The sequence below is a fragment of the Rugosimonospora africana genome (assembly GCF_016862975.1).
Taxonomy (GTDB): domain Bacteria; phylum Actinomycetota; class Actinomycetes; order Mycobacteriales; family Micromonosporaceae; genus Rugosimonospora; species Rugosimonospora africana.
On the sequence record NZ_BONZ01000013.1, the window covers coordinates 352,450 to 364,818 of the forward strand.

The following is a 12,369-nucleotide window of genomic DNA, read 5'->3' on the forward strand; positions in this document are numbered from 1 at the left end:
CTCGCGATTTCTGTCGAGACTCGTGATTTCCACGGAGAGCGGCACGCGTTCACGGGCGCCCGGCGTCCGCGTTCGGGGACAGCTGCACGATGCGCCGACGGATGAACGCACGCTCCGCCGCGGACAGCTCGAACCGCAGCGCCGCCCGGTACGCGTCAACGGCCTCGTCGGCCCGGCCGAGCCGGCGCAGCAGATCCGCCCGGGCGATGTGCAGTTGCGGCCAGTGGCCGAGTTGCGGGTGGTCGCTGAGCCTGTCGAGGATGGCCAGACCGGCCGCGGGGCCGTCGACCATGGCGACGGCGATCGCCCGGTTGGCCTCGATGACCGGGGTGGGTTCGTGGCGGAGTAGTTCCGCGTAGAGCAGGGCGATCTGCCGCCAGTCGGTGTCGCCGGCGTACGGCGCCGTGGAGTGGCAGGCGGCGATCGCGGCGTGCAACTGGTACGGGCCGGGTCGCCCGGCACGCAGGGCGCCTTCGAGCAGGTGTTCGCCCTCCCGGATGAGGTCCCGGTTCCAGAGGCCGCGGTCCTGGTCGGCGAGCAGCACGAGGTTCCCGGCCGGGTCGACCCGGGCGGCGCGGCGGGCGTCGGTGAGCAGCAGCAGCGCGACCAGCCCGGCCACCTCGGGCTCGTCCGGGAGCAGGGCGAGCAGGGCGCGGGCCAGTTCGACGCCGGTGTCGCAGAGCGATTCGCGGACCAGCGTGGAGCCGGTACTCGCCTTGTGGCCTTCGGTGAAGACCAGGAAGACGACGCGCAGTACGGCGTCCAGCCGCTCGGTGAGCGAATCGGGCGGGGGTACCCGCAGCCGGATGCCGGCATCGCGGATCTTCCGCTTCGCCCGGGTGAGCCGCTTGGCCATGGTCGCCTCGGGTACCAGGAACACCGCCGCGACCTCCGCGGCGCTCAGCCCGCACACCGACCGCAGCGTCAACGCCACCCGTACCGACACCTCAAGCGCCGGATGGCAGCACATGAAGACCAGGCCGAGTACGTCGTCGTCCGGTACCGGGCCGATCGGGCCCGCCGGCCGCGCCGCCGCCCAGTCCCGCTGCGCGGCGGTCTCCTTCGTGTCGCGCCGGGCCTCCCGGCGGATCGCGTCGAGCGCCTTGTGCCGGGCGACTCCGATGAGCCAGGACCGGGGATTGGCCGGAGCCCCCTGGGTCGGCCACTGCTCCACCGCCGCCAGAAACGCCTCCTGCACCGCGTCCTCGGCGGTGGCGAGGTCGCCCACCATGCGGGTCACGCTCGCCACCGCCGGCCACCAGTGCGCCCGGAAGGCGTGGTCGCTCAGGATGGGGGTACCACCGAGAAGACCGGGCGTACCTCGACCCAGCCGTCCCGCGCCGACGGCAGCGTCGCGGCCCACCTCAGGGCCTCGTCAAGATCGGCGCACTCGACGACCAGATAGCCCCCGACCTGCTCTTTGATCTCGGCGGCCGGGCCGTCGGTCACCATGGTGCGGCCGTCCCGGACCCGGACCGTGCTCGCCGCGGAGACGGGTTGCAGCGGGGCGCAGTCCAGCATGACGCCGGCCTTCTCCATGGCGGCCTCCGCCTCCGCGAAGGCCGCGAACGTCTCCGCGTACTCGACGCTGGTCGGATCCTTCGGCGCGCCGCCGGGCGAGTACAGCAGGAACAGGTACTTCATCGTTCACCTCCGACACCGGGCCGGTACCGTCACCGGCTCCTGCGGGTAGTCGAACGGGCACAGCGGGCCGGGACAGTACGGCGGGAAATTCTGCCCGGCGTTACCTGAATTCGATAGCTGAGGAATTGGTCGACGTGAGCCAACAATAGGGTCTGCTGACTGACGGTAAACGATTCGCGACAGATTCGGGTGTGGGAATGGGCCGATCGGCCGGGCCATAGCATCAGAATTCAGGCACATTTCCAGCGGGTCTTGACGTGTACCGGTACCGGCTCGATACGGTCTCCGACGGCCTTACTGTCGATGAAGGGTGCTGACTTTGCCCGGCAGACACGCCGCCAACGTGCGTCGCTCTACGCCGTTCCGCAAATTCGTACCGCTCGTGTCGGCCATCGCATTGGCCGGAGTCCTGATCGGCGGCGCTGCCGCGGCAATGGACCTGGGACCGGCGGCCGACAGTCACGCCGTCGCCGATGTCGCCGCCCCCGCCGCGGCGCAGCTGACCGCGGTGCCGTCGCGCACCGAGGACGACCGCGCCTCGCGCAGCGGCCTGCGCGCCCTGCCGAGCCCGTCGGCGCCGGCCACCTCGGCCTCGCCGTCGCACTCGCCGTCGCCGTCGCCGAGCCCGAAGAAGCCGAAGCCGAGCCCCACCCAGCCTTCCGGCGACGGCACGGTGTCCAGCTCGGGCACCTGCGGCGTCTCGTACTACAGCGACGGCACACACACCGCCAACGGCGAGAACTTCGATCCCAACGCATTTACCGCGGCGAGCAAGACATTGCCGTTCAACACCAGGGTTCGGGTGACGAATCCGGCCAACGGCAAATCCGTCGTTGTCCGGATCAATGACCGCGGACCGTATGTGTCGGGAAGGTGCCTGGATCTGACACGTGCGGCATTCGCCGCTATTGCCAGCCTCGGCTCCGGGGTACTGCCGGCGGCGAAGTGGGCGGTCTTGAGCTGACCGCCCGTGCGGCCGCACGTTCGGTCGCTGGCTGAGTGCGTATCGCGAGCCGCGCAGATGGTTGCGAACCGGGGGCGGAATCAGACTCGCGGTCAGGGTCTCCGGCCGTTCGCGTGGACATCGCGCCAGACGGTTTGGTAACGGCGCAAAATCCGGCATGCTGTGCGCGTACCCATGAGACTCAGGATGCCGGGTCGCAGCCCGATGAGCCCCGAATCCCGCGCCGGGCTCGGCGCGGCTGTCGTGCTGCTCGCCGTCATCAGTGGCGTCGAGTTGGCCGACGGGCCGCAGCCGCACTACATCGGTCTGCTCGCGGCCGTGCCGTTTCTGACGGCGTTGTTCGTACCGTGGCGCGAGGTGTTGATCGTCGGCGCCACGGCGACGGCAATCGCGATCGCGTTCAGTGTGTTCGCGAACGAACCGAGCATGTCAAACGCGCTGAACGTCTGCGGGATCATGGCGGCCACCGGCATCGCGGCGGTCGCCGGCACCCTGCGCGCGCGGCAGGCCGAGCGGCTCGCCGAGCTGGCGAAGCTGGCCAGCGTCGCGCAGACGGCCGTACTGCGCCCGCTCGGGCCCGAGGTCGGGACGCTGGCGGTCGCGGGCCGGTACATCTCGGCCACCGCGGCGGCCGACATCGGCGGCGACCTGTACGAGGTGGTCGACACCCCGTACGGCGTCCGGATGATCATCGGCGATGTTCGGGGCAAGGGCCTCGACGCGGTACGGCTGGCGAGCATCGTGCTCGGCTCGTACCGGCACGTCGCCTACGAGCGGGCCGACCTGCGGGCGATCGTCGCCGACCTGGACCGTGCCGTGGCACGGTCGGTGGGTGATGAGGACTTCGTGACCGCTGCGCTCGTCGAGGAGCGTGGTGGCACGCTGACCATCGTCAACTGTGGACACCCCGCTCCGCTGCTGCTGCGCCGGGGCGAGGTCATCCCGCTGGAACCGCCGGCCAGCGCTCCTCCGCTCGGCTTCACGCCGGTCGTGCGGCCACGCGTGGAGCGTCTCGAACCCGGCGACCGGCTGCTGCTGTACACCGACGGTCTGGCGGAGGCCCGCCGGGACGGCGAGTTCTTCCCGACCGCGGCGCGGGCGTGGCGGCTGCTCGGCCACGGCACCGTCGGCGACGGGCTGGCCTCGCTGGAGAGTGCGCTGAGCGAGTGGGTCGAGGGCCGGCTCGATGACGACATCGCGCTGGTCCTGATGGAGTACGCGGGCGCCCGGCCCGCTACCGCCAACGTCGCCGTACCCAGCTGGGAGCTGGGCGCCGACGCGTGAGCGTCCGGCCGGTGAGCCACCTGCCGGACCGGTGCCGACCCGAGTCGGCGAATCCCTCAGGCCGGCTTGCGGGTCGGCAGGATTCCACCGGCGCGGTGCCGGCCGTTGTAGCGCTTCGGCTGCTTGAATGCGAGCAGGCTAACCAATATGTTGATGAACATCTAAATTCTCCGTAAAACGTCCTATGTCATAGCGCCCAACGATGGTCGGATATGTGGGTGACGCCCTCCTCTAAAGGCGTTGGCCCTCATCTGCGCGAAATATCCCCTTTCCAGGGGATATGGTGGGTGTCGGGTGTCGCCAAACACTAGTGGGTACCGTCTTGCTGGGCCTTACCAGCGAGTAATAAACTCGAGTTACTCGTTAGTAACCTCGCCGATCCGGGGGACTGGGCACCGATGAGCCACTACAAGAGCAACCTGCGGGACCTCTACTTCAATCTGTTCGAGGTCTTCGGCGCCGATCAGCTGCTGGGCAGCGAGGCGTATCCCGATCTCGACGTCGACACGGCCCGCAGCATCCTCGTGGAGGCAGAGCGGCTGGCCCGCGAAGACCTCGCGGTGAGCTACGTGGAAGGCGACCGCAATCCACCGGTCTTCGACCCGGAGACGCACAGCGTGCGGATCCCCGAGTCGTTCCGCCGGTCATACAAGACCTTCATGGACAGCGAGTTCTGGCGGTTGGACATCCCGACCGCGCTGGAGGGGACACCGGCTCCGCGCATCTTCTGGTGGTCCTTCGCCGAGCTGATCCTTGGTGCGAACGCGCCGATCTGGATGTACTCGTCGGGCCCGTCCTTCGCGCAGACCCTGCACGCCGAGGGCACGCCGGAGCAGAAGGAGCTAGCCAAGCTGCTGGTCGAGAAGCGCTGGGCGTCGACCATGGTGCTCACCGAGCCGGACGCCGGCTCGGACGTCGGCGCCGGTCGCACCCGCGCCGTCCCGCAGCCCGACGGGTCGTGGCACATCGAGGGCGTCAAGCGGTTCATCACCAGTGGCGAGCACGACCTGACCGACAACATCATCCACTACGTACTGGCTCGCCCGGCGGACACGCCCGGCGCGGGTGGCCCGGGCACCAAGGGCCTGTCGCTGTTCATCGTGCCGAAGATCCACTTCGACCCGAAGACCGGTGAGCTGGGCGAGCGCAACGGCGCCTTCGTCACGAACGTCGAGCACAAGATGGGGCTCAAGGTCTCGACCACCTGCGAGATCGCGTTCGGTCAGCACGGCGTACCGGCGAAGGGCTGGCTGCTCGGCGACGTGCACGACGGCATCCGGCAGATGTTCCTGATCATCGAGTACGCCCGGATGATGGTCGGCACGAAGGCGATCGCCACGCTGTCGACCGGGTACCTGAACGCGTTGGAGTACGCGAAGAACCGGGTGCAGGGTGCCGACCTGGCGAGCCAGGGCAACCGCAACGCACCGCGGGTCACCATCACCCACCACCCCGACGTGCGGCGCTCGCTGATGCTCCAGAAGTCATACACGGAGGGGCTGCGCGCACTGGTCGCATACACGGCTCGGTGGCAGGACCGGGTCCGCGAGGCGGAGGTGGCCGGCGACGAGGCGGCCGCGAAGCTTGCCGGTAGGGTCAACGACCTGCTCCTGCCGCTGGTCAAGGGCGTCGGTTCGGAACGGGCGTACGAGCTGCTCGGGCACGAGGCGCTGCAGACCTTCGGCGGTTCCGGCTTCCTGCAGGACTACCCGCTGGAGCAGTACGTACGGGATGCCAAGATCGACACCCTGTACGAGGGTACGACCGCGATCCAGAGCCTGGACCTGGTGTTCCGCAAGATCGTCAAGGATCAGGGGGCTGCCCTGATGACGGTCGCCGCCGAGATCCAGGCGTTCCTGGAGGCGGAGACCGGCAATGGCCGGCTCAAGGAGGACCGGCAGGCGCTGGGCAAGGCGCTCTCCGAGGTCCAGCAGATGCTGGGCGCGTTCATGGGCTGGCTGACCGCCGCGGGCGGCGGTGAGACGACCGAGCTCTACAAGATCGGACTCAACTCGCGCCGGTTCCTGCTGGCGGTGGGCGACCTGGTCGTGGGCTGGCTGCTGCAGCGGCAGGCCGATGTGGCGCTCGGCGCGCTGGCCGGCGAGGTGTCCGAGGCCGACAAGCACTTCTACGAAGGCAAGGTCGCCGCGGCGCACTTCTTCGCGCACGAGGTGCTGCCCCGCATCGGCGCCGACCGGCGGATCATCGAGTCCACCACGCTCGACGCCATGGACCTTTCCGAGGAAGCGTTCTGACGCCGCAATTCACCGCACGGCGGCCGTTCCCGGGACTTCGGGGCGGCCGCCGTCGTTTTCGCCCATTAACACCGTACTCGCCGTCCGGGTTGCGGGTCCGTCATGACCGACTAGCCTGATACGTGAGCAAGGGAGCGTTTTATGGGCATCGGTGGCGGTGTATTCCTGATTGGCCTAGGCGCTATCTTCACCTGGGCGGTCCACGCCAACATCTCCTGGCTCGATCTTCACGTGGTCGGGTGGGTACTCATGATCGCGGGGCTCGCGGTCATCCTGCTCACCCTCTACTTCTGGAACGACCGGCGCCGGCGCAACCAATACACGCTGGTGGAGCAGGCCAGATACGTGCACGACCCGGACGGCCCGATCACACCCGAGCCGCCGCCGGACGCCCCGCCGGGCGGCCCCTGACCGCGCGGCCCCTGACCGCGCGGCGGCGCAGGCCCGCGCCGCGCCGGTACCCGTCGGCGCGCTGCCGGCCGGAACGGGCTCAGGCCCGCGCGGTGTGCGTGGCGATCAGCGGCGCGTTTCCGGGTGCGAGGGCGTCCCAGTCGACGTCCGGGCGGTGCACCGCGAGCCCGCTGGTCCGCAGGCCTTCCGGCTCGGATGACCCGCCCGGGTCGAGCGCCACGGAGACCAGGGACACGCTCGGGTTGTGCCCGATCAGGAGCACCGTGCCGATCGCGGCCGGCGTGGCCCGCAGCAGGGCCAGCAGATCGGTGGGTCCGCCGCCGTACGCCTCGGCCTGGTAGAGCACCTCCGGCGAACCGTGCTCGGCCATCGCGACGGCGACCCCGTGCCAGGTCTGCCTGGTGCGCCGGGCGGGTGAGCAGATGACCAGGTCGGGTACGTACTCGCGGGCAACCAGCCAGGCGCCGGCCGCGCCGGCGTCGGCGTGCCCGCGCTCGGTCAGCGAGCGGTCCGCGTCGCTCACCCGGTTCGGCCCCTCGGCCTTGGCGTGCCGCAAGATCACGAGGGTGCGCGTCGTCATGCCCACAAGAGTGCCTGATTAGCGACTCGGCCACCCGGGTACTCCATCGAACAGTCCCGCATTTGTGATCCGATTGGGAGGACACCGTGGGCATCGGTGGAAGTATTTTCCTGATCGCGCTCGGCGCGATCCTCGCGTTCGCGGTGAAGGCCAGCGTCGGCTTCATCAGCATCCAGGTGGTCGGGTGGGTCCTGATGGCCGCGGGCGTGGTCGGTCTGATCCTGACCCTGTGGTTCTGGAACAATCGGCGTCGCACGGTGGTCACCTCGCGCGAGGTGCCGCTGCCGGAGCAGCGTCGGCGCGTGGTCGAGGAGCGGCACACCGAGGTGCGCGACCCGGACATCTACTGAGAGCTTCGTCAGCGCTCGGACCCGGGGCATGCCCCGGGTCCGAGCGCTCCGGGCCGACGGCTATGGCCGAGCGAACAGCGCGAAGTAGATCGCGATGTGCTGGCATGCCGCTGCGATCAGCGTGAACGTGTGGAAGACCTCGTGGTGACCGAACGTCCCCGGCCACGGATTGGGCCGGCGCAACGCGTAGCAGACCGCCCCGGCGGTGTACGCGGCGCCGCCCACCATCAGCAGAGCGAACGCAGCGGTACCGCCGCCGCGCAGCAGGTCCGGCAGCACCGCGACGGCGACCCAGCCGAGCGCGATGTACAGCGGCGCGGACAGCCAACGCGGAGCATTCGGCGAGACGAGCTTCATCGCGACCCCGAGAGCGGCACCGCCCCAGACCACCGAGAGGATCACGATCTCCTTGGTGTGCGGCAGCAACAGCACCGCGAACGGCGTGTACGTGCCCGCGATGAACACGAAGATCATCGAGTGGTCGAGCCGGCGCATGATTTTGTACCCGTGCGGTGACCAGACCCGCCGGTGGTACAGGGCGCTCGTGCCGAACAGTCCACAGACGGTGAGGCTGTAGATGGCGCAGCTCAGGGCTGCCGCGGTAGGGCGCGCCGACCCGGTGCCGGCCAGCGTCGTCAGCACGACTCCGCACGCGGCGGCCACGAAGAACGCGTAGGTGTGCAGCCAGCCGCGCATGCGCGGTTTGCCGATGTCCCGCGGTCGAAGCCGCGGGGTGGCCTGGATCGTCATGGCGACAGGCTACGGTATCGTAGGTTACCCGTCAGTAGTGATGTGGCTAACGTTGGCGGACCAATTACCGTGGTGTCCCGTGGATCTCAACGCTGACCTCGGTGAAGGCTTCGGAATCTGGCGCCTCGGCGAGGATGACGCCCTGCTCGGCGTGTTGACCAGTGCCAACGTGGCGTGCGGGTTCCACGCCGGGGATCCGTCGACGATGCGGCGGGTCTGCCTCGCGGCGGCGGAGCGAGGCGTGGCCATCGGCGCCCAGGTCGGGTACCGGGACCTGGCCGGCTTCGGCCGCCGCCGGATCGAGTACGCCCACGATGAACTGCGCGACGACCTGCTGTACCAGATCGGCGCGCTGGACGCGTTCGCCCGGCTCGCCGGTACCCGGGTCCGGTACGTCAAGCCGCACGGGGCGCTGTACAACACGGCGGTCGCCGACGAGGTCCAGGCGGCGGCGGTGGTGGCCGCGGTCGTCGGGTACGACCGGTCGCTGCCGGTACTCGGGCTGCCCGGCTCCGCGCTGCTGCGGCTGGCGGCCGAGGCCGGGCTGCGCGCGGTACGGGAAGGGTTCGTCGACCGCGGGTACCGGCCGGACGGCACCCTGGTGCCCCGCTCGGAGCCCGGGGCGCTGCTCGGCCACGAGGAGGCCGTCGGGCAGGCGGTACGGCTGGCCACCGACGGCGTGGTCGAGTCGCTGTGCGTGCACGGCGACACCCCGGGGGCGGTCGCGCTGGCCCGAGCGGTACGGGCCGCCCTCACGGATGCCGGGGTGCCGCTGGAACCGTTTCAGCCCGCCGGCTGATCGTGCTGGAACAACGCGAGGCTGATCGTGACGGCGCCGTCCGGGCCGATCTCGACCGGTACCCCCCAGTCCTGGCGGGTCAGGTGGCAGGCGGCGTGCTCGACGTCCGCGTCACAGGTGGCGGCCTGGGCCACCACCTGCAGGACACCCCCGGGAACGGTTGAGGAGAGCACCAGGTCGCGGGTCAGGTCGGTGGTCACGCCGGCACCGGAGACCAGCAGCTCGGGCGGTGACGCGGACACCTCCAGCCGGGTCGACGGGCCGAACGAGTCGTCCAGCTTCTGTCCGGGTGGCGGGCTGAACATGACGTCCAGCCGTACCGGCCCGGCCCCGAGTCGGGTGGCCGGCCGCTCGGTGCGGTACCGCTGGCCGGCCCCTTCGCCGGCGAACGCGGCGAGGGTGCCGGGCGCCAACCGGGTGAGCCGGTGGGCCGCCGACTCCGCGACGACCACGCTGCCGTCCGGCGCCAGTACGGCGTCGCTCGGCTCGGCGAGCCCGGTGGCCACGGTCGAGACCTGGCCGTCGGCGAACCGGCGGAGAGCGCCGTTGTACGTGTCGGCGACCAGTACCGAGCCGTCGGGCAGCGCGCACACGCCCAGCGGGTGCTGGAACAGCGCCTCGGTGGCCGGCCCGTCCACCAGCCCGAAGTCGAACAGGCCCTGCCCGACGGCGGTGTGCAGCGCGCCGCCGGCCACGAAGCGCAGCGCCGACGATTCGCTGTCGGCGACCCACAGCCGGTCGTCCGCACCGGCCGCGCCCTGGCCGGCGGGCAGCGTGGACAGGCCGGACGGCTGAGCCATCCACGCCTCGCCCAGCGGTCCGTCCCGCAGCGCCTCGACGGTCGTACCGGCGTAGACCCCGGCCGTACCCTCGGTCGGATCGAACCACCAGAGTTGGTGGACGCCGGCCATGGCCACGATCACCCGGCCGTCGTACCAGGCCAGGTCCCAGGGCGAGGACAGGTCGACGGTCAGCGCCCGGGACTTCTCCGGATCCTCTGGCGCGCTGCGCCAAGGGCGGCCGGTGCCGGCGACCGTGGTCACCGATCCGTCGGCCAGCGCCACCCCGCGCAGGAGGTGGTTCACCGTGTCCGCGACGACCAGGTCGTACCCGACCGCCTCGGCCACCGGCGCCGGCAGCAGGCACAACCCCTGCGGCTCGGCGAACTGGGCGAGGCTCGGGGCACCGTCGTTGCGCCCCCGGTTACCCGACCCGATTCGGCGCACCACCGTGAAATCCGGGGCCAGCTCGACGATCTGGTGCTGGGCGGACGAGGACACCAGGAAGCCCCCGTCCGGCGAGACGATCGCCTTGCCGGGGAAGCGCAGGTCGGTGGCCTGCGGGGGCGGCGGCACGAACGGGGCGTCGCCGCGATGCAGCGTGCCCTTCGCCGAGTGCGTCTCGATCAACGAGTCGATCATCTTGGCCAGGCCGGCCGCGTGGCCCTCGCCGGCCACCGTCGCCACCAGGTACCCCTCGGGGTCGATCAGGCACAGCGTCGGCCAGGCCCGCGCCGTGTACTGGCGCCACATCTCCAGGTCGGGATCGTCGAGCACGGCGTGGCGCACCTCGTACCGCTCGACGGCGGCGGCCAGCGCCTCGGGGTCCTTCTCGTGCTCGAACTTGGGTGAGTGCACCCCGATGATCACGAGAACGTCGCCGTACTTCTCCTCCAGCGGCCGCATCTCATCCAGGACGTGCAGGCAGTTGATGCAGCAGAACGTCCAGAAGTCCAGAATGACGATCTTGCCGCGGAGGTCGGCCAGGTGCAGCGGGCGTCCGCCCGTGTTCAACCAGCCGCGACCGCGGAACTCCGGCGCGCGTACTCGAGGATCCACATCCCCATCTTGCCTGGATCGCGGCGGCCGGCTCGGCGGGGGCGCCGATCACTCTTCGCGTTTTCCCAGGTGAGCGGCGTGCGCGAGGGCGGCCCTGGGTGCCGGACGTGACGCGCGTGACGCCAGCCGTGCCGGCCGCCACCCCCCGGCGCCGGCCGCGCCGGTCGCGGCGCCGTCCCGCGGCGCCTCGCCAGCGCCGCTTGCGCCGGACCCGGCCAGCGACGGACCGGACCCGGCCAGTGGACCGGACGACGCGCCGCGCGGGTGCCGGCGACCTTGGTGGCCGCCGGCACCCGGATCATTGCGCGGGCTTCAGACAGAGCACCTGGTCGGCGGAGCCGGACCGGTGCAGGATCACGTACGGCTGGGTCTGGTCGGTGCACTTGCTCGCCGCGTCGACCTTGTTCACGATGCTGTACGCGCCCGAGTCCGTGCAGTTGGCCTTCGTCGCCTTGGTGCCGGACTCCTTGACGCAGCTACCGACCGTGTAGTCGTTGGTGCTGCTGCCGCCGGACTTGGCCACGACGGCGACCACGACCAGCGCGACGATCACGACGACCGCGATGACCGCTCCGATGACCAAGCCGCGCCTGCTCTTCGGGGGCGCGTCGCCGTCGCCGCCGGCCGGCCCGTCGCCGTAGTTCGGGCCGAACCGCTCGGCCTCCGGGTCGTCCTGCTGGCCCTGGCCGGCGCCGTACTGCGTCGGTGCCCCGTACTGGCCGGGGGTGCCGTACTGGTTGCCCTGCTGGGGCGGCGTCCCGTACTGCGGCGAGCCGCTCCACTGGGTGGTGGCGCCGCCGTACTGGCCACCGCCGCCCTGCTCGGCTGGGGTGCCGTACTGGGTCGGTGCGCCGTACTGCGTGGGGCTCTCGCGCTGGCCGCCGTACTGGCCGCTGCCGTACTGCGTGCCCCCGCCGTACTGGCCGCCGCCGTACTGGCCGCCTGCCGACCCGTACTGGGTGGGCTCGGACTGCGAACCGTATGTCCCGGGCGACTGGCTGTGCGGCCGGAACGGCTCGGTCGGCGCAGGGTCACCGGCCCGGTACTGTCCGGGCACGGCGGAGTAGCCGGGCGGCGGGCCGACCTGCTCACGGCGGTTCTGCTCGCCGCCGTACTGTTCACCGCCGTACTGGGCGGCGCCGTACTGGTCCGGCGCGGACGGGGGTGACCCCCAGGCGCTGGGCGGGTTGACCCGGGCCGATGCCGACGACCGGCCGGGCGGGCCATCGGGCGCCGGCTCGTCGCCGGGGTAGCGCCCATACGGCGGGCCGCCGTTGGCCGGCTCATAGCCGGGCGGGTACTGGCCGTCGGACGTCATGTCATGCCTCCTCGATCAGCGCGGCGCGGCGCTGGCGACGCCTCCCGCGGTGTCGGCCGCCGTGCCTCCCCCGGACACTGCGGCAATCGCACCACCGTACCGCTAGCCGACGGTGCCCAGGAGCCTGACGGCCTGGCCGGAGAATCCCGACCAGGCCGCCAGAGCGGTGACTGACA

At 70.9% G+C, this 12,369-nt stretch carries 12 protein-coding genes; 6 read left to right on the top strand and 6 right to left on the bottom strand.

Annotation, left to right across the window (positions count from 1 at the left end; all coding sequences use genetic code 11):
• Positions 1–49 precede the first annotated feature (49 nt).
• Together Raf01_RS07355 and Raf01_RS07360 are read right to left on the bottom strand one after the other, a co-directional pair.
• Positions 50–1,330, bottom strand: a complete 1,281-nt coding sequence (locus Raf01_RS07355) for an RNA polymerase sigma factor (protein ID WP_308442638.1) — start codon at positions 1,328–1,330, stop codon at positions 50–52.
• Complete coding sequence (locus Raf01_RS07360; RefSeq protein ID WP_203916945.1) at positions 1,285–1,644, bottom strand: YciI family protein; 360 nt, start codon at positions 1,642–1,644, stop codon at positions 1,285–1,287. Before Raf01_RS07360 ends, Raf01_RS07355 begins: the two co-directional genes overlap by 46 nt.
• A 319-nt stretch (positions 1,645–1,963) precedes the next feature.
• On the opposite strand from Raf01_RS07360, the gene Raf01_RS07365 reads away from it, so the two are divergent.
• The 4 genes from Raf01_RS07365 (at position 1,964) to Raf01_RS07380 (ending at position 6,558) form a co-directional block, all read left to right on the top strand.
• A complete protein-coding gene (locus Raf01_RS07365) occupies positions 1,964–2,608 on the top strand; it encodes a septal ring lytic transglycosylase RlpA family protein (protein ID WP_203916946.1) in 645 nt (214 codons plus the stop codon).
• Between the two features lie 204 nt (positions 2,609–2,812).
• A complete protein-coding gene (locus tag Raf01_RS07370) occupies positions 2,813–3,892 on the top strand; it encodes a PP2C family protein-serine/threonine phosphatase (protein WP_373319483.1) in 1,080 nt (359 codons plus the stop codon).
• Positions 3,893–4,290: 398 nt separating this feature from the next.
• Entirely contained in the window at positions 4,291–6,147 is a 1,857-nt protein-coding gene (locus Raf01_RS07375; protein ID WP_203916948.1) for an acyl-CoA dehydrogenase, read from the top strand.
• A gap of 141 nt (positions 6,148–6,288) precedes the next feature.
• Complete coding sequence (locus Raf01_RS07380; RefSeq protein ID WP_203916949.1) at positions 6,289–6,558, top strand: DUF6458 family protein; 270 nt, start codon at positions 6,289–6,291, stop codon at positions 6,556–6,558.
• A gap of 79 nt (positions 6,559–6,637) precedes the next feature.
• Here the strand turns inward: Raf01_RS07380 and Raf01_RS07385 are convergent, their stop codons facing one another.
• Positions 6,638–7,138 (bottom strand): SixA phosphatase family protein, encoded by a 501-nt coding sequence (locus Raf01_RS07385; RefSeq protein WP_203916950.1) that lies wholly within the window; start codon positions 7,136–7,138, stop codon positions 6,638–6,640.
• A gap of 86 nt (positions 7,139–7,224) precedes the next feature.
• Here Raf01_RS07385 and Raf01_RS07390 point away from each other — a divergent pair, with 86 nt between their 5' ends.
• On the top strand, positions 7,225–7,488 hold the full coding sequence (locus Raf01_RS07390; RefSeq protein WP_203916951.1) for a DUF6458 family protein: 264 nt from the start codon (positions 7,225–7,227) through the stop codon (positions 7,486–7,488).
• Positions 7,489–7,548: 60 nt separating this feature from the next.
• Here the strand turns inward: Raf01_RS07390 and trhA are convergent, their stop codons facing one another.
• On the bottom strand, positions 7,549–8,238 hold the full coding sequence (gene trhA / locus Raf01_RS07395; RefSeq protein WP_203916952.1) for a PAQR family membrane homeostasis protein TrhA: 690 nt from the start codon (positions 8,236–8,238) through the stop codon (positions 7,549–7,551).
• Between the two features lie 79 nt (positions 8,239–8,317).
• Between trhA and Raf01_RS07400 the strand changes: the two genes are divergently transcribed.
• Positions 8,318–9,037: a LamB/YcsF family protein gene (locus Raf01_RS07400; protein WP_203916953.1), complete on the top strand. Its 720-nt coding sequence runs from the start codon at positions 8,318–8,320 to the stop codon at positions 9,035–9,037.
• Here Raf01_RS07400 and Raf01_RS07405 read toward each other — a convergent pair.
• Positions 9,022–10,875, bottom strand: coding sequence for an NHL domain-containing thioredoxin family protein (locus Raf01_RS07405; protein ID WP_203916954.1), 1,854 nt, complete (start codon positions 10,873–10,875; stop codon positions 9,022–9,024). The genes Raf01_RS07400 and Raf01_RS07405 overlap by 16 nt on opposite strands.
• 298 nt (positions 10,876–11,173) lie before the next feature.
• Complete coding sequence (locus Raf01_RS07410) at positions 11,174–12,193, bottom strand: LppU/SCO3897 family protein (protein ID WP_203916955.1); 1,020 nt, start codon at positions 12,191–12,193, stop codon at positions 11,174–11,176.
• Positions 12,194–12,369 lie beyond the last annotated feature (176 nt).